The following is a 17,113-nucleotide window of genomic DNA, read 5'->3' as shown; positions in this document are numbered from 1 at the left end:
TTTTACACTGGTTACCGAACTCCAGCTTGGCAGCTGAACCCTGAAAGCTCTAGCACTCTTTATTTGACAGGACGCAAGAGCTTCCAAGTTTTAGGTATTCAAGCTAGAGCTTGAATATACGTGAAATGCGGCACAGCTAAGCCTGAACCGATTAATGCTCTATCTCCCGCCGAAGCCGCTTTGGATTCCGCCTGCAGTCCAGAATTCGGATTACAAGGGCTTGATCGTCGATCACTTTGTAATAAATGGCATAGGGAAACCGCTTTGCCAAAAGCCTATGGAATCCAAAATGCAGGCTATGAACCACGGCATATAAAGCTAATGAATCAATTTCGGCGAACAGACTATCGAAAAAATAATCGCCAAATCCTTCTTGCTACTTATCGTAAAACACGCAGCCTGCCGACAAATCATCCATGGCAGTGCGTAAAATCCGAATTTTCATTTGAACCGCGAGCGTAATGCCTTTTTGGCTTGCCGCCAATCGACCGCCTCGACATCCCCTGCTGCATAAGCGACTTCCGTGCGCTGTAATTCCTCCTGATGCCAAGGTAACGCCGGGACGTCATTTTCGTTATCGAGCAAATCGTCCCACAGCGCTTCGATGAGCTTGAGTTTTTCGGTTGCAGGTAATTGCCGCAGTTCAGCGCTGATCATCAGGGTACTCTCGTATCGGAATGGCCGGGTCGATACTAGCCGGAAACAGCGTTGAAAGCCAAGATTTATCGATCCCACGCGCCAACCCGTCTCGCCGCAGAGGTGCCATTCCCCGCTAGACGCGCGCTACTAAGTCCCCACGCGGGGGCGTACGCGCGGCTTGGGAGGCAGAATCGCATCGGCGAATGCGGCCCTAATCTCTACCCTTGCCTGTACCGACTGCGCAAATAATTGAGCCGAGGCGAAGATACCAATATGGCGCTGGCCAGCGATATTTATAGTTTTAGTCTGGATGCTTACGCTTCGTTGAAAATCGCCGGTAAAGGCGCGGGATTGGAAACGCTGCGGCAGGCCATGTCGGTTCGATTTAACCGCGGCGCCAAGCCAAAGCTATGAATCTTGCGCTTATGGCAAAAACCGGGGGTATCCCGAATTTTTGCAAAGTGGACCGACCGACCTGCTTACGAAGACTTGCTTCAATCCAGTCTTACTCGGCCCGCAGTACCATCGACTGTCACTTTGTCGCCATTCATCAAAGCATCCAGCACACCTCTGACGCTCATTACTGCGGGTAACCCCACCTCTCGCGCAGTCACTTCGCCATGCGATAAAGGTCCGCCGCTTTCGGTGATCACGGCCGCCGCCTTATAAAATAAAGGTGTCCAGGCAGGGTTGGTGGTGCGAGCTACCAGTACCGCGTTGGCCGGAAAATCGGCGAAATCGTCCTGCGACAACACCTTAAAAACCGTGCCGCTGGCAACGCCGGGGCTACCGGGCAAACCAACAAAATCCCCGTCTTTAGCGGAATAGGCTTGTGACTTACCCAACTCCCATTCCGGTGAATGCTGCCTATGGTTTTGATAAGCCTGTTTTTCCCAGACTATGCTATCCGCCAAACAACGCCACGACGCGGCGTCGTTGAGGCGGATTGCTTCCGAGAGCTGTTCGGCTCTGGCAAAGAACACATCCATCGCTTCCGTAATGATGCCCCTAGCCTGCAAGGCGACACCCAAGGCTCGTAAACCCTTGCGGAACGGCAATGTCAGCCGTGTCGTCTGGTAATGTTCGATGTCGTCCAATGCGGTATAAACCCGAGTCAAGCGTAACAACTCCTGCACAGGAAACCGCAAATCCTCCGGCAACCCGCCGATCAATTGCCGTTCGGTTTCCAACATCCGGATTTTCAGAGTACGTTCCTTTTCGGCAGGGTCTTCCAGGGCAGAGTCCAACATCATTTTCAGATTTTCAATCACCAGCCATGGCGCTTCCAACCAGGTCGGATGATAGGGGTCAAACTCCACTTCCCGATGCCCATGGTCCTGCAAAAAACGCTGGAAAGCGGCTGCAATATCTGCTTCCTGTATGAACCCGCCGGAAGCCAGAAATTGCTGGCCAGTTTGAGCTCGCAACGCCTGCACGAGTTTGGGGTACTCGGCTATCCGCCGCCCCAACCGGAAAAGCTCCCTATTGACGAAACCCGTTTTGGTTTCGCAGTATGCCAGCAAGCTATCAAAGGTCGCCGGCGCATCCGCTTCGCCAACCGTCGCCCCAACGATGCTGTACACCAATTTGTAAAGGGTCCGCTGAGTAATGGAAATGGCAATATTAGGCAGGAAATATTCCGCACCCAGCTGCTTCACCCGCAGTACAAAATCCCACAACTCGGGAATAGAGCGTCCTGTCAGTGGTTCGGCCATTAATTCGCCGAGGCCGAGTAAATAGCGATCCAAATCGCGCGACCACGACATCGGTAATTCCTGCACCCAGGCATAGCGTTTGCGCAGCGTCGGTAAAGCAGACAGCAGTTCGGCAACTGAACGCACGTTCAATGAATTTGCAGTGCCTTCGGCATAAACTTCGACGGCATTTTGGTTGCCGTATACATAATTATCGAATAAGGCGAACCACTTGCCGTGAAACGGCGGCAAGCCCATCAGTTCGAAAGAATGCGACAGCGATTGGTGAAAACCCTCCTCCACCAAGTCCCAAGCCAACGGTGTAATCACCGAGGGAAATCGCTCGGCGGATTCGTCGCGGGTCCAGCGCGGCGGGATACGGGTAATTGGCCGTGCTTGCAACAGCCACAACTGTTCACCCTCAAAACCCCACTCTATGTCCTGCGGATAACCGTAAAACTTTTCGACGCGCCGCATCAAATCGGATAACTCAGCCAATTCAGGTTCGCTGAGACAAGGTAAATTAGCTTGATCATCTGACAAGTTCTCGCTACGCGTACCCGTGCGGTCGGCGACGATGCATGAGGATTTATGCGCCAGCACCGCCTCCAACACTCGGCCGGACGACTTATCCAGTAACCAATGATCAACCTGATGCTCACCGCCCACCACCGATTCACCCAAGCCATAATTGGCATCCACCGACTGTTGTGCTGGATCGCCGGTAACCGGATTGATGCAAAACCCCACGCCGGCGACCCGATTGAAGGCCATTTTTTGCACCACCACCGCCATCGCTGTGTTCGACAAGCCGATACCGGCCTGCAAGCGGTAAGCAATGGCGCGGGCACTCCACAGCGACACCCAACAATCCCGGATACGCGAAACAATGTCGTCGATGCCGATGCAATTCAGATACGTTTCGTGCTGCCCGGCGAATGCCGCGCCGCCCAAGTCCTCGGCAGTGGCGGAACTACGCACGGAGAACGCCGTATCGCCCGGAAACTCAGACAACGCCTCCGCAATTGCCTGCTTCAAGCTTTCTGGCACCGGTAGCTGGGTCAATTGCTCGCATAAACTTGTACACGCCTGTTCCAAGGCCAGGGGTTCGTCTATAGGCAAATTCCGAAGCAGATCCGGCAGTGCACCGTGTTGCTCAATGAACGAGTAGTAACCTTCCGGCGGCAACAAAAAGCCAGGTGGAACGGCGAACCCTCCCTGAGTCAAGCGGGCAAGGTTGGCGCCCTTACCGCCGGATATGGCGGAATCCAGAGCAGACGGATGATGAAAATCAAACAGCGTTGGCATAGGTATCCTTCTTACTGGGGTTTATGGCAGGGTGATCAGCATGACGGCGAGCTTCGTACAAACCAAAACCGGCCAGCGCCAAGCCGCTGAGGACATCGACAAAATAGTGATAACGCAAATAAAAAGTAGCGATCCATAAACCCAATATCGGCAATAACAACACCCAAAACTCAAGGCGATGATGCCGTCCGGCAAATCCCAGTATATAAAGCGTCACAGCCACGTGCAGACTCGGCCAGACATCGACTTTATTGCTGCCTTGCTCAACCATCGCTTGATTAAATGCCGTGATCGCGCCGCCGCTCAATTTGACGTTGAACAACTCCGGATAGGCCAGCCAAGGCCCGGCAGCCGGCACCAGCAGATAACCGAGAAACCCCAAGCCGTAAACCGCGAATAGGCCGGTGTAAAATTCGCCGAGCAACTCCCTGCGCCGGAAAAAATAACGCAGCAGACTGACGAGCAACAATGGCATCAATAACAAGTAGCAAGCGCTCATTAGTTCGGTGAGCGGTGGGCTAATCCATCGTTCCAACCATACCGACGGCGTTTCGCCTATCAATAGCCGATCCAATGCCAACAACTGGGCATCGAAGCGTACGCTCCTGACAGCGGGGATAGCCCCGGCCATGGCTTGATATGACACATTCATACCCACGGCCAGACTGACGCAAATGGCAGCCAATAGCCCCCAACTGCGTTGCCTGGAATACCTGCGCGCCAATCCGGCCATGCCGGCCAACATCGGACAAAACAATAGACTCCAAACCGTCAGGTGCGCGATTTCGATGGCTGAAACAGCGCCCAGATAGATACTGAAATAGCGTAAGGGCGGGTCGAGAAGTTTATTCATGCGCTTTGCGCTCCGCCAAATTCCGATAGGCTGTTACCAATACCGCCCTCATCTCAGGATGAAAAACCGCGTTACCGAGTGCTACCGTCAATTTACGGAATCGGTACCAAGCCAATAGGCCAACGGTACTGATCGCGCCGTAAAGAACAAACCAACTTGGTCCGGCACATACAAACAAACCCACGCAAACGGTCACGACCCAAAATAATCCGTAAGCGGTCCTTTAACAGCATCTGTATAAACAGCTCGAAAGGAACGAAGATAGTGTCCACTTATAATCAGGTGGACACCTATGAAGGAGCATAACACGCGATTATCGCGGCCATTAATCGTGGGGCACGGGCGAGACGGCCGTTGCCTTTATGATCCGGAAGCCAAGCGGGAGCTAGTGAAAGTTTGCTTGCATTCGGGCACATCGGTTGCCAAGATCGCTCTGCAATACGGTATCAATGCCAATCTGCTGCGCAAGTGGATGGGGCATTACCGAGAAACAGGACATCCGAATCCGAACAGTCCATTAACGTTGCCGGCTTTTGTGCCCGTTCAGTCGCTGAGCGCAGAGAAACCGGCTGAGTCAGCGCTCAGTGCGGAGTTGCCCAACGGCGTTAAACTCGCGTTACAGCCTGTCGCACTGAGCGACCTGCCGGTGATTTTGAAGGCGTTGGCCGAGCTGCCATGTTTCGTTTCGACGCAGGATTGAAGGTCTACCTGCACCGCGAGCCGGTCGACGGCCGCAAGGCCATCAATGGTTTAGCGCTGCTGGTTGAGCAGGCATTAGGCTTGAATCCGTTCGAGCCGGCCATCTACGTGTTCAGTAATCGCCGGCGGGATCGGATCAAACTGCTGTTGTGGGACCGCACCGGTTTTTGGTTGATGCTCAAGCGGCTGGAAGCGGATCGGTTCTGCTGGCCGAAAGACGCGCCGATAATCACACTGACGGTGGAACAACTGCACTGGCTGTTAGCCGGTATTGACTTGGCGGCGATGCGGCCGCATCCGCTGCGAATGTATACAAAAACCAGCTGAAACAATGACTTAAAGCGAGTAAAATAGCAGCATGACGACCGCCATCACGCCATCTGCCGAAGACTATCAGGCCTTGCTGTCCAACCACCAAGCCTTGCTGGCCGAGCAGCAACGGCTGGCGAGTCAACTGCGGTTGGTGACGGTCGAGCGGGATTTATTGAAAGAACGTGTGGATGCCTTTCTGCATAGGCTGTATGCCGCAAAATCCGAGGCGCGGGCCAATCCGGCCCAGCGCGACCTGTTCCTGAACGAAGCCGAAGTGTTGGCGCCGAACGGTGCTCCAATCGCCGAGGAAGCCACGCCCGAAGCGGTCGAGGTGGCCGGTCACCGCCGCCAGAAACGCGGTCGCAAACCGCTCGATCCGCATCTGCCGCGTGAGATCGTGCGCCATGAATTAGCGGAAGCCGAACGCATCTGTGCGCATGACGGTACTCGTCTGGTGGAAATCGGCGCTGAAATCAGCGAGCAGCTCGACATCGTGCCGCAACAGGTGCGAGTCATTCAACATCACCGCGTCAAATAGGCCTGCCCGTGCTGCGATGAAAGCATTCGCGTGACGCCGGCACCGGTTCGCATCATCCCCAAAGGCTTACTCACCGAAACGGCATTAGCCTGGGTCGTCACCGCCAAATACCAGGATAGCCTGCCGCTGTATCGGCAAGCCGCGCTGTTGAGCCGTTTCGGCGGCGATCTGTCGCGCAACACGCTGGCGGCTAGCATGGTGCGGGTTGGCGACGCAGTGCAACCCATCATCAACTTGCTGCGCGACCATCTACTCGATGCCGATCTGATCCTGGGCGACGAAACCGTGGTTCAAGTGCTCAAAGAATCCGGCCGAGCCGCGCAAAGCAAAAGCTATCTGTGGGCACAAATGACCGGCTCCGGACCGCCGATTCGGCTGTTCAGCTACACGCCGGGGCGCGGCGGAACGCATGCGCAGCCGTTGTATGAAGGCATCAAACCCGGCGCGGTACTGATGAGCGACGGCTATGAGGTGTATAACGCCATTGCCGCCAGCCGGGGTGCGATTCACCTCGGCTGTTGGGCGCATGCGCGGCGTTATTTTGTCGAGGCCGAAGCCGCCATTCCTAAAGCCGCGCGTGGCCCGGAGCAACTGGCGACGCAGTTTATCGCGGCGATGGGTGAACTGTACGCGATTGAAACTCAGACGAAAGACCTGAGCGTCGAACAGCGTGGGCAGCGGCGCCAGGAGCAAAGCCGACCGGTTTTGGTCAAAATCGAAGCCCTGCTGCTACAACATCTGCATGCGGTAATCCCCGGTAGTTTGCTGGGCAAGGCTTTGCATTACTTGTCATCGCAGTGGTCCAAACTGATCCGCTTCGTCGACAACGGCGCTTGGCCCATCGACAACAACCTCTGCGAAAACGCCATACGCCCCTTCGTGGTGGGCCGCCGCAATTGGTTGTTTTACGATACGGTGGCCGGCGCCCGTGCCAGCGCTAATCTTTACTCGTTGATCGAAACCTGCAAGGCCAATAGCGTCGACCCTTACACCTATCTGGTCGATCTGTTCCGAAAGCTTCCCACCGCAAAAACTGTCGAAGAGTTCGAAGCGCTGTTGCCTTGGAATCTCGACGCCCTAACGGACTAATCGCACGCCAACGGTTAAGTCATTGTCCGTTTCAGTTCTAGTGCGTCCTTCAAAGATCGCTTACAAAACACACGAAAGCACTTTCACCGCAACCCGCCGTTTAGTCGCCAGTGCACCCATGTGCCTGCCCATATAGCAAAAGGCAATTCGACAAAACCCCACGCGACCGTAATTGCAGCAACGTATGTCGTAACGTAACCGGCGAGCAACATTCCCCACTGTACCCAGGCCCAGACCAGAAACCAAACGCAAAGGCCCGATACGACACCCGCACGACAGGGGTTAGGAAACGCAGACTTAAGAGTAGCCGCCAGCCAGACAGAAAAGATGCCAAGGAGAAGCAGCTTAAGTAGTCCCTGTGCTGCGACGAGTGGGGTTGGTTGAGGAAGGGAAAAGCGCGAGAACAGATAGACCCATTCGTCAGCGAGAACGACCAAATTCAGGACTGCCTCACCGGCAACAATTATGAGTCCAGCGACAACACCGCCGACGAGTAGCGGAAACAGTTTCATGGAAAAGTCCGATCAGAGATAGTGGCCCAACGTAAAGCTAAGGGGCTGGCGCGATTGCGACCGTCCCGCTTGAGCGCCATGTTATACATTTTGCGGCATAGTTTAAGAACATCCCTCAGCTAGGATTAGCTTACTGGTTGTAGATTTATGTCGTATTGAGAATAACGGTTGAGCCTCAGTATCCCCTAAAAATTCCTTTGCGTTTTCTTTTGAGGGGAACTCAAGAATTACAACACGTTCCGGGCACCAGTCACCTTCCATTACCTCAGGCTCCACTCCTTGCACGATATATCTACCACCATGCTTTTTTATAAATAGAGGTATTTTTTCGATATATTCTCGAAAGCTCTCAAAATTGTTGATTGATAAATCCAATATCAGGTACGCATTCATTCTTTGGTTCTCTCTAAACTCAAGTCCTAATGTCTATTGATGTATAACGCCAAGCTAAGGGGCGCGTAGCTAAGGGGAGCGTCCCTTTGAGCGACGTATTATCCATTTGCTTCACCTAGTGTCTGTATGAAAAAATCGTAAGCTGGGTTGCTTAAATATGGTTTCATTCGCATAAAAAGAGACCGTAAGCCAGCCCCATATTGGTCAATAAATTGAGTGCTTCCGCCAGCAATCTCTAATTCATTGGCAGCTGTCAATTCGCAGAATTTCTTGAGCGCATCATTCGCTAGCACATATTCTTCGCAAGAAAATCTGTTTCGAAAAACTGGATTCTTAACCATCCCGAACTGGGGCCAGAAGAAGTCTCTATCACAAGCACAATACATATAAATAACCTCTTCAGATTCCGAGCCGACCAACTTCTGTATTTGAAAGCGCTCATTTAGGGCAAGTAATTTCCCATCATAGCCATCAGTTCCATACACGGCATGATAGAGACCCGCCTTGCATAGAACTTCATTTGCTCCCCAACGATGTAACAAATCGTGGGTTCCTATCAGATGACTGAGTAGGGTTCCATTCAAATGCTCAAACTCCCCAGCGCCAAGGTCTCGCAATCTTTCAAAAATCACGTGATCGATCATTTGGCTTCCGATGCATAACGCCAAGTTCAGTGGTGACCGGAGCGGAGCCGGTTTTGCGCAATAAAATGTGCGTAGCACATTGCGCAAAATCGGGGGAGCGTGGGCATCCACTGCAACGCCTGGTTATGCGTCTTTCGCCACGACAGTTGTATTGAAACCTTCATTTAGCTGGGGCTCCTGAAAGTACTTTGTAACAAATTGGAATGTTTCCTCTGTGTCAAATGTGGCTCGGGATGGCTGTTCGGCGCGTCGCTGCGCGATTTGGGTGATGCATAGTGAGTCACTTGCCTTAAGGTAAATGAGTTCATGGGGACAACCAGCCTCGGAAATCAGGTCTCGGAACCATTGGCGCTGGTTCAGAGTATTTGCAGGAAAGTCCATGACTACATTAGTGCCTACTTTTAGAATGCCTGCCACGTGTGACTTTACCAACGGCTTCATTTGGCCAGAGTATTTTAAATAGTCTTCGAATGCTGAAATCTGGTTTGGATAAAGGGCCTCAAGCCATTCGTCCTCGGAAATGAGGACGGCATTACGTTCTGCGGAAATTTTCTTTGAGAAAGTGGATTTTCCAGCCCCCATTTTTCCGCAGAAAAATATCAAAGTCCCCTTCTTAGGCACATCAACTCCTTAACGATAAGCATAACTGGAAAAATGAAGCGAAGTGAGGAACGAGCGTAGCTTTATTTTTTCCATGTTGATGCGATGGTTAGGGACGCAGTCAAGAACTCGCTAAATTTATTTTGAAAGGACAATGCCACTAGCCAACGCAACAAAACTAGCTCCATAAATCAAAAATGAACAAAGAAGAGCAACAGACCATCTGCTTTTGTAAATATTGGTATGAATAGTCATCAATATAGCAATCCAAGATACGGTAGCAACAATAAGTGGAATTGCTTGAGTGATGCCAAGATATAGAAAATACCAATTCGGCGCACTATGTATTGTTCCCGCAAATGCAGTAAATAACGCACCTCCAAAAATAATTGGAGCTGCAACACATAAGCCCACCAAAACCAGGATGATTCGCCCAATTATAGAAAGGGGCTTTTCCTCTTCTTTATCATTGGGCCAAATAATTTTCATGCTAGGTAATTCCTAACGTAGAGGTAAGTGGCAGCCGGAGCGCGAATTGTGGTTCGCGTTGCTCACACAATCTAACCTTATTCGTTAGGCATTTGTTTAAACCATAAAAGGTATAAAAAATGGAAAAAATAAATATTGGTATACCACTTACACCGCCTGATGAAATACCGGAAATTTTTAAGAGTTTTGGTGTTGCAGCTGCATTAGAATCTGCTTTTAAGAAAAAAGAATTTGGATTTAATGAAAAATCAAGGGAATATGCTGAATTAGCTTTAGCATATTGGACACTATTAAATGAAAGTCCAGAATTATTCACTGATGCCACGTTCGGTTCTGTCGTTCCATGTGAAATGACCGCAAATGTAGCAACCGAAACTTCCAAACGTATCCAGTGGAGCGAAGAAACGATGGATGTTCTCTTTCGGCGTGTCCTCCTTGGGATACGAGCGACATACAGAGACTTCCAGCATATGGCCGCAGTTAGCGCATTTGATAAGAGAACTAGAAGTTTTATTTCTGACCACGATGAACCGCCTAACGCTGAGTTGTGCCGCGCCCGCCACGGAAACGCCAGGAAACTTGGCGCGTTGTCTCGGGCGTCGGCACGAACGACGTGTTATGTGGCACTTTACTCATAAAACTTTCCGGCATGAAGAATGTGTGCCGCCCGACGCCAAGGGTTTTCTGGTTTTGTGTATGTGGAAAGCCCTTGACTTGATGCCTTTCCCCAACTTGCCGCAGCATCCAGAAAGGCACCCACACTTCCGTTTTCCCATCCGTTTGCTCCTGAGCTAAACGGAGGGCTTGGAGTTTTACGCTCTTTTTCATTTTCATCTTCCCAGTCAGCGTGCAGGGCCTCAACGAAGGCAAGGAATGTCTTTTCGTCATGCACGGTGTCTGCTAGCTGAAAGAGGTCAGTTGCCATGGTGTTGTGCCACATAACGTAGAATTCAGCCGATGCTTGAAGCGTAGCGGAAAGCGGTCGGCTGGAATGATAAGTTATGCATTGATTGTTACTTTGTTTCGGTTATCAACACGTTAGGATTTGCTGGGTCGTAAAAGAAATAGGTATAGAACTCAACCGGCTTGCCATTATCGAGTTTCGGTGAATACCCCTTATCAAGGATAAATTTCTTAGCCGCATCTACATATACTGGTGGAACAGACACATCAACTGGAGCTACGCCGCCAGATATTGGATCAGTGACGCGGGCAACCCGCACTGAACGAACAGACCCATTGACCTCCACCACAATACCAAAGATTACGCTATATAGTTTCTTGGCTTTTCCTGTAACGTAGCTCGGAGAATTGGACGACTTCGCTAGGACAGTACCGGCCAGAAGCATCGCAAGGATTCCCCAGAACTTTATCCAATTCGTCGTATTACGCCCCATTCGTGGCTCCATATTGGTTGACTGCATAACGCTCCACATAACAGGAAAAATAAAGAGGAGTGAGCTATAGCGAACGTAGCTTTATTTTTTCCATGTTGATGTGGTTGTTATAAGGCAATTTACAAATTTGCGGCAAATACTAATAATCCGAATCCTGTAATTAAAAACACTGTGAAAACAAGCCACTCTTTGGCGTTCACTAGGTGTAGTTGAATATTTTCTGTGAATTCCTTGTTTTCAGATTCAAGCCGTTGACTGTGTTTTTTGATTAAAAATCTGAGTCCAAACATCCAAACGGAGAAGGCTACTACAAGCGCCGCTAGTTTATACGGTGGAAGTTTATTTATTACATTGATTAGAAGTTGTATCCCATCCATATATCTTCAGGCCCTGCTTTATAACGCTAAGCTAACGGGCGCGTAGCGAAGCGGAGCGTCCCTTTGAGCGACGTGTTATGTGTGATCATGCTTGCTCCGGTGTGCAATAGACCAAAATGGCATCGCCTTTTTCAAGTGCGGACAAATAGCAGGAGCGTTCAGGCTCTCCCTTTCGCTCCGCTGTATCAAAGGGCAAAGTTCCAGCTTTTAATATCTCAACCTGAGACCACCCGCAATTTAGCGCCACGAGTTCTGCCGCCTCCCAGTCGTGAGCAGAGCCAAGCGACTGCCGTACGTAGATATGCATTGCGTGACGCTGACCAGTAGGAAAGCGTTCTACATCTGACGAAGTGGCTTTTGCCAAAAAAATATGGACTTCAGCTATCATGACACATAACGTAATGTATACGACATCGCTTGTCCTATAATCCAGGGCATAATGTCGTATAATCCTTTTTTCATGATGGCAAGTTATTGTTTGTGAAAGAATTCGCTCGGGCAAACGGGACACGTTATGGAAACAAATACGACATCGGCACCGCCAAAAAAACGACTGGATCAGGTACGCGATAAAATTCGTTTCAAGCACTACGGCCTGAGTACCGAGGATACCGACGTGTCCTGGATTAAGCAATTTATTTTGTTTAACGCCAAGCGTCATCCGACGAAGATGGGCGCGGCCGAAGTCGAACGGTTCTTGACCTATCTGGCAACCGAGCGGCATGTCTCCAGTTCCACGCAAAATCAGGCTTTGTCGGCCATTCTGTTTTTGTATCGCGACGTGCTAGCGGTGCAATGGCCTTGGTTGGATGGCATGGTCGAGCTTCGCCGGTCATCGGCGGTCTAATTCAACGGTTTATAAGCCCATTTTAGTCGGCACCGCCGCCGGATTTCACCAATCGCAGGCTCCGTAACAAAGAACGCCGGTTAGCTCGCATCCCTTGCCTATAGTCCTGTTCGAATAACGCCAGTTGCCAGCCAGCGCTTGGCACTCGGATGCCATCCAACGCCTGTTAGCGTTCTAGTAAACAATGTAGCGCGTGTTTCTGAATTTAGCCTACGCTTTTCATATGCGGACTGCCCCATCGTCCGCCGTATCAGCTATGCCCAAAGGAGCCCGACATGAACCAACATCTGATTTCTTTAAGCCTTTCCGACAACGATCTCGCGGATATAGACGCCGCCCTGAAGACATTGGAAGACCGCTTCGCCGGCTTTCTGGTCTTAACCCCGGAAGAACGTCGCGCCATCCCCAAGATGGGCGATAAAACCGAAGCGTTCTGCCGTCAGACGCTGACGGTGTCCAGCCAAAATACGTCGGCCATTCCGCCCGGTCTGGATACCGCCTCGGCGGAAGCCGATCTGGCGACGCTCGATAGACTCCGCCCTCGCCTGCATCGGCTGCGCGATTTATTGAGCAGAGCCGAAGATACCGACATGGCGCTGGGCTGCGATATTTATAGTTTTAGTCTGGATGCTTATGCCTCGTTGAAAATCGCCGGTAAAGGCGCAGGATTGGAAACGCTGCGGCAGGCCAAAAACCTAAGCCGGCCAGCCTGTCGGCTAAACAAGATGGTCAGCCGCCCGGCTCGGCCTTCCGGCACACCAACCAAGCTCCAGCCCATAGCGGAATAGATAAAGGCAAGGCTCGCAAGCTTTGCCGCTACCCCCGCAAGCTTATTCGCACCACTCGCAAGGTTCCAAGCCTTGCCCGCAAGGTAAATGACTTTGCGGGCAAGGCAATTTTCTATGGGCGTAAGCCTTAAAGCCTTGAGCGCAAGGCATTAAACTCCAACCACACGCTTATTTGGCTTGCGCGCAACGAAAAAAACCTTGCCCGCAAGCCAAATAAGCTTGCGCGCGACTCTAATTTACTTGTGCGCAAGGCTATGAAGTTTGCGAAGTTGGCAACGCATCGATCATGCCGACCCAGTACGTTTGTACCGGCACAAATGCGCTATTGCCAAAGACCGCCAAACTGCGCCAGCATGCCGAAGGTGTTTAAACGGCGGGAAAAAACTATGGCGGAGGATAGAAAACCCGAAAGCGGCGGCTACGGTTCGCCGTTGCCGATTGCATTAATCGTGACCATGTTGGCGAGTTTGTTGATCGGCCATTCCCTGCCCTATCAGGACGAACGGCCTTCGGCCGACCCGCTGAAATCCAGCCATCCGTCGTTGCAGAATATCGACGCCCGGCTTTGGCAAGATCCGTTTTCCACTGTCGAAAATGCCGCCAACGCGGCCAACAAGCCCGCCGCCGAGGCGAAATCGTTAACGCTGTTTCTGGACGGCCGTCCGGCCAGTGTTGAAGTTCGCCCGTCACCGACTCCGCCACCATCGGTTGAAAAGAAATCCATCGTTCCGAATGCGCTGAAACATTCGAATCAGGCCATCACGGTGATGGCGGTTACCTTGCCTGGAGGACCCTATCCCGAAGAAGCCGAGCAGCGCATGCGCCGACGCTATGCCGTGCTGTCCGGATTGGCGAATCAAGACTGGATACCAAGCGACGAACAGCACATCGGCGCCTTCGAGCCGGACCAAGACGATTTGCAAAAACGAGTCCCGTTCGAATGGTGGTTGCCGCGCGACGGAAATGAGAAATCGCCGATCCTGGTGCTATGGCTGGATGAAGCCAGCCTGACCGAAACCCCGTTCGCCAAAATCAACCGCTTGCTGAAACTGGTCATGCCCGATCGAGACCAGGTCAGCTATCGGGTGATCGGCCCTAACAGTTCGGCGACTTTACGCACGATGCTGGCGGAAATCGAAAACCCGTCCTTCGCGCATCCCCCCTGCCCTACATCGCCCAAACTTGGCGATGCCGCCGATTGCAGACTCGACATCGGTTTTTACGCGGCGGCGGCCACCGCCGCCGACTTCGAATTGAGCAATCTATGCAACAACCAAAACGAGCATTGTCTGGAAACGCTATTCAGCGACAAGGGCATCCGCTTGCTGCGCACCACGTCTGGCGATGACGAGTTGATGAAGGCCTTGGTCAGCGAATTATCGTTGCGGCGAATCAGCGCCAATGCGCATATCGTCATCTTGTCGGAGTGGGATACCTTCTACGGCCGCGCGATGCGCGATACCTTTGTGAAAACCTGGCCGTCCAAACCCAAGACGACGCCTCCCGGCAGCCAATGCGGTCAGAAAACCGTGCATAGCTACAGCTATATGCGCGGCCTGGACGGCAAATTGCCGAAATCCGGCGATAAGAGCGCGGATGCCAAGGCATCCGGCGCGAACAAGGACAAACCCGCGGAAAACGCCAACATCGAAACGCCCGAAGGTCAAAGCCAAAAAGACTATCTGCGGCGACTGGCCGGCAATATCGCCGAACTGGACGCGTGCCTGATCCAGAGCAGCCCCGACGGCGGGATTGCCGCGATCGGCATTCTGGGATCGGATGTTTACGACAAGCTGATGATCTTACAAGCCTTGCGCCAGTACTTCCCGCATACCTTGTTTTTTACCACCGATTTGGACGCCATTTACAATCATCCGAGCAAATGGCTGCAAACCCATAATTTGTTGGTAGCGGCGCCCTACGGCCTATATCTTGACGACCAGTGGCAAGGCAGCATCCCGCCGTTTCGCGACAATTATCAGACCGCGCTGTTCCTGTCCACGCAGCTGGCGGTCACTCCTCCACCGCTTAACATCAAGCCCATCATACCCACGCTGTTCGAAATCGGCCGTAGCCGGCCGATTCCGTTGGCGGTGCCGCGCTGCGATCACTCGCGCGGCCTTTCGCCCAATCCCGAGCACTGCATGTGGCCGAACTGGGAGCAAACGGATCAAGGGATTCAACCGGCCGTCAAATCGAGCCGCTTCAGTTTTGAATTCAAAAACCTGCTGTTTTTAAGCCTTAGCCTGATCTGCATGGCCTGTCTGGTCAGTTGGCAAATTCGCAAATGGGCATTGTCGGCCGTTTGCCGGGTTTTAGACAGCGGACTCACGGCCTGCATCGCCACGGCGGTGGCGTTATCGGCGCTGGGCATTTTTGTGGTTTTTAACGAATATCTTGCCAGCCCGATGGCCGAACCGTTTTACTGGCTGGAAGGCGCCAGCATCTGGCCGACCGAGGGCCTGCGCTTGGTTTCCTACCTGGTTGCTGTGGCCTTTTTTTGCTGGGGACAACGCCGGCTAGCCCAAATGCGCGTAACCATTTCCGAAACGTTCGGTTTGCCGAACCATGCCGATGCGTCGATCAAGGAATGCAAGCTGATGTTTGTCGGTAGTTGGGAGGTGACGGAAAATCGCACCCAACCCGGCCGCTGGGATACGCTCCGGCGAATGTTGACTCAACGCGTGCCGCCGTTCTCCGACTGGCTGGTGAAAGATCTGTTGCTGATCGCGACGCTTGCGTGGTTGATTTACTACTATTCCCAAACCTGCGTGCCGCAAACCCCGATGGCGCTGCCGCTGCAAACTAAGCTATACCTTGGCCTGAGCATCTTGAGCTTTGTCGGCTTGACCCTGTTAGTCATGAATTCCGCGTGCGCGATCGGCATCCGACTTGGCGCGGACGCGATCCAGCGCAAACTCGCCACGCCTGCGGCAGCCACCGCCCGGCTCTGGCAACACTATCTAGGTTATCTGGACAACACCAAACTGGGCATTCCCGGCAACCTGCTCCGGGTATTGATCCATAGCCTGGCCTTCATCGTCGTCGCCGGCATTACGATGCGCTTCGGGCAACTTCCTAATATTCCGGCGCGCGGTACCTCGGTGGTCGCGGTGAATGCCGCCTTGTTGCTGCTGTCGGTTCTGTCCACCGTGATGCTGACCATGTGGGTCGTCGAGCACGCGCGGCTGTGCGAACGCTTGATCGCCAATCTCACCCAACAGAGCGATGGCTGGAACCGGCGGGCCATCGAGCATGCCCAAGCCAACGCGGTCGCTCAACTCTGCGTTTCGGAATGGTTGAAAATCCAGTTGGTCAAGGAGCTGACCAAGGCCATGCAGCCGTTGATCTGGGGGCCGGTCGCGGTGATTGGATTGATGGTGCTGGCGCGCAATCCGGCCATCGACGACTGGAATTTGCCCTGGGGCCTGCGCGCGGTGTTTATCTTGATGTTTATCTATGCGTTTTCGGCGGAATGGCTGTTGCAGCGCGGCGCCAGAACCACCCGGCGCCGAGCGATCGAGCAATGGAGCTTTAAGGTAAGGGAATTGCGACACTCAGGTAACGCGACGAGCGCGGAAATCGATCGGATCGAATCCGAGATCGAAAGCGCCCGCGCCCTGCGCGAGGGCGCCTTCCGGCCCTGGTACGAATGGCCCTTGCTGCAAGCCTTCGGCGGCACCGGCGCGCTACTGGTGTTGTTTCAACAACTGTCGGAATACTGGACGTTGAGCCAATATTAAGCGCCCGCCGAACCGATGGAGCACCCGCCGACCTGGCAACGCCGCCAGCCGCGCTCCGCTAGATCGATCGAGACCCTTGCGTTGAGGCACCCAATCTACCCGTGCCGGCGCGTTGAAACCCGACGGATTTGGCAGGGCTATATTAGTTCCGCTTTGTCCGATTAGGAAATCAACATCGTCATCCCGGCATG

At 52.8% G+C, this 17,113-nt stretch carries 18 protein-coding genes and 1 pseudogene; 8 read left to right on the top strand and 11 right to left on the bottom strand.

The window, feature by feature from the left end:
* Positions 1 to 441: 441 nt before the first annotated feature.
* Positions 442 to 657: an addiction module protein gene (locus ACQE3D_RS07945; protein WP_427551539.1), complete on the bottom strand. Its 216-nt coding sequence runs from the start codon at positions 655 to 657 to the stop codon at positions 442 to 444.
* A gap of 255 nt (positions 658 to 912) precedes the next feature.
* On the opposite strand from ACQE3D_RS07945, the gene ACQE3D_RS07940 reads away from it, so the two are divergent.
* Positions 913 to 1,053, top strand: coding sequence for a hypothetical protein (locus tag ACQE3D_RS07940; protein ID WP_427551538.1), 141 nt, complete (start codon positions 913 to 915; stop codon positions 1,051 to 1,053).
* A gap of 80 nt (positions 1,054 to 1,133) precedes the next feature.
* Here the strand turns inward: ACQE3D_RS07940 and ACQE3D_RS07935 are convergent, their stop codons facing one another.
* Positions 1,134 to 3,641: a PEP/pyruvate-binding domain-containing protein gene (locus tag ACQE3D_RS07935; RefSeq protein ID WP_427551537.1), complete on the bottom strand. Its 2,508-nt coding sequence runs from the start codon at positions 3,639 to 3,641 to the stop codon at positions 1,134 to 1,136.
* Positions 3,625 to 4,494: a phosphatase PAP2 family protein gene (locus tag ACQE3D_RS07930; RefSeq protein ID WP_071157791.1), complete on the bottom strand. Its 870-nt coding sequence runs from the start codon at positions 4,492 to 4,494 to the stop codon at positions 3,625 to 3,627. Before ACQE3D_RS07930 ends, ACQE3D_RS07935 begins: the two co-directional genes overlap by 17 nt.
* A 292-nt stretch (positions 4,495 to 4,786) precedes the next feature.
* Here ACQE3D_RS07930 and ACQE3D_RS07925 point away from each other — a divergent pair, with 292 nt between their 5' ends.
* The 3 genes and pseudogenes from ACQE3D_RS07925 to tnpC all read left to right on the top strand — a co-directional run bounded on the left by ACQE3D_RS07925 (position 4,787) and on the right by tnpC (position 7,132).
* Entirely contained in the window at positions 4,787 to 5,194 is a 408-nt protein-coding gene (locus tag ACQE3D_RS07925; protein WP_231883784.1) for a transposase, read from the top strand.
* Positions 5,170 to 5,520, top strand: coding sequence for an IS66 family insertion sequence element accessory protein TnpB (gene tnpB / locus ACQE3D_RS07920; RefSeq protein ID WP_427551536.1), 351 nt, complete (start codon positions 5,170 to 5,172; stop codon positions 5,518 to 5,520). The genes ACQE3D_RS07925 and tnpB overlap by 25 nt, the downstream gene beginning before the upstream one ends.
* Positions 5,521 to 5,551: 31 nt before the next feature.
* Positions 5,552 to 7,132: pseudogene (tnpC, locus tag ACQE3D_RS07915) on the top strand (IS66 family transposase).
* 83 nt (positions 7,133 to 7,215) lie between these two features.
* Here the strand turns inward: tnpC and ACQE3D_RS07910 are convergent.
* The 5 genes from ACQE3D_RS07910 to ACQE3D_RS07890 all read right to left on the bottom strand — a co-directional run bounded on the left by ACQE3D_RS07910 (position 7,216) and on the right by ACQE3D_RS07890 (position 9,770).
* Positions 7,216 to 7,644, bottom strand: a complete 429-nt coding sequence (locus ACQE3D_RS07910) for a hypothetical protein (RefSeq protein WP_071159980.1) — start codon at positions 7,642 to 7,644, stop codon at positions 7,216 to 7,218.
* Positions 7,645 to 7,746: 102 nt separating this feature from the next.
* Positions 7,747 to 8,037 carry a DUF1330 domain-containing protein gene (locus tag ACQE3D_RS07905; RefSeq protein ID WP_064031099.1) on the bottom strand — a complete coding sequence of 97 codons (291 nt, stop codon included), beginning with the start codon at positions 8,035 to 8,037 and terminating at the stop codon, positions 7,747 to 7,749.
* A gap of 98 nt (positions 8,038 to 8,135) precedes the next feature.
* Complete coding sequence (locus ACQE3D_RS07900; protein WP_071159978.1) at positions 8,136 to 8,681, bottom strand: DUF6817 domain-containing protein; 546 nt, start codon at positions 8,679 to 8,681, stop codon at positions 8,136 to 8,138.
* A 123-nt stretch (positions 8,682 to 8,804) separates the two neighbouring features.
* Positions 8,805 to 9,302: an AAA family ATPase gene (locus ACQE3D_RS07895; RefSeq protein ID WP_064031101.1), complete on the bottom strand. Its 498-nt coding sequence runs from the start codon at positions 9,300 to 9,302 to the stop codon at positions 8,805 to 8,807.
* A gap of 117 nt (positions 9,303 to 9,419) precedes the next feature.
* Complete coding sequence (locus ACQE3D_RS07890; RefSeq protein WP_139306321.1) at positions 9,420 to 9,770, bottom strand: hypothetical protein; 351 nt, start codon at positions 9,768 to 9,770, stop codon at positions 9,420 to 9,422.
* A gap of 119 nt (positions 9,771 to 9,889) precedes the next feature.
* Between ACQE3D_RS07890 and ACQE3D_RS07885 the strand changes: the two genes are divergently transcribed.
* Positions 9,890 to 10,408 carry a hypothetical protein gene (locus ACQE3D_RS07885; protein ID WP_139306320.1) on the top strand — a complete coding sequence of 173 codons (519 nt, stop codon included), beginning with the start codon at positions 9,890 to 9,892 and terminating at the stop codon, positions 10,406 to 10,408.
* Here the strand turns inward: ACQE3D_RS07885 and ACQE3D_RS07880 are convergent.
* The 3 genes from ACQE3D_RS07880 to ACQE3D_RS07870 form a co-directional block, all read right to left on the bottom strand.
* Positions 10,399 to 10,695, bottom strand: a complete 297-nt coding sequence (locus tag ACQE3D_RS07880) for a DUF7660 family protein (protein ID WP_071159982.1) — start codon at positions 10,693 to 10,695, stop codon at positions 10,399 to 10,401. The genes ACQE3D_RS07885 and ACQE3D_RS07880 overlap by 10 nt on opposite strands.
* Positions 10,696 to 10,783: 88 nt before the next feature.
* Positions 10,784 to 11,167, bottom strand: coding sequence for a hypothetical protein (locus ACQE3D_RS07875; RefSeq protein ID WP_071158574.1), 384 nt, complete (start codon positions 11,165 to 11,167; stop codon positions 10,784 to 10,786).
* A gap of 462 nt (positions 11,168 to 11,629) precedes the next feature.
* Positions 11,630 to 11,932 (bottom strand): hypothetical protein, encoded by a 303-nt coding sequence (locus ACQE3D_RS07870; RefSeq protein ID WP_071160371.1) that lies wholly within the window; start codon positions 11,930 to 11,932, stop codon positions 11,630 to 11,632.
* Positions 11,933 to 12,058: 126 nt separating this feature from the next.
* On the opposite strand from ACQE3D_RS07870, the gene ACQE3D_RS07865 reads away from it, so the two are divergent.
* From ACQE3D_RS07865 to ACQE3D_RS07855, 3 genes are all read left to right on the top strand, one after another.
* Complete coding sequence (locus ACQE3D_RS07865) at positions 12,059 to 12,391, top strand: phage integrase N-terminal SAM-like domain-containing protein (protein ID WP_071160369.1); 333 nt, start codon at positions 12,059 to 12,061, stop codon at positions 12,389 to 12,391.
* Between the two features lie 275 nt (positions 12,392 to 12,666).
* The gene (locus ACQE3D_RS07860) at positions 12,667 to 13,179 is read left to right on the top strand and encodes a hypothetical protein (protein WP_427551534.1); all 513 of its coding nucleotides are present in this window, start codon (positions 12,667 to 12,669) and stop codon (positions 13,177 to 13,179) included.
* Positions 13,180 to 13,565: 386 nt separating this feature from the next.
* On the top strand, positions 13,566 to 16,922 hold the full coding sequence (locus ACQE3D_RS07855) for a hypothetical protein (RefSeq protein WP_427551533.1): 3,357 nt from the start codon (positions 13,566 to 13,568) through the stop codon (positions 16,920 to 16,922).
* The last annotated feature ends 191 nt before the right edge of the window (positions 16,923 to 17,113 follow it).

This window comes from Methylomonas sp. MS20, from assembly GCF_050275925.1.
GTDB classification, from domain to species: Bacteria; Pseudomonadota; Gammaproteobacteria; order Methylococcales; family Methylomonadaceae; genus Methylomonas; species Methylomonas koyamae_A.
This window is presented reverse-complemented; position numbering and strand designations above follow the sequence as displayed.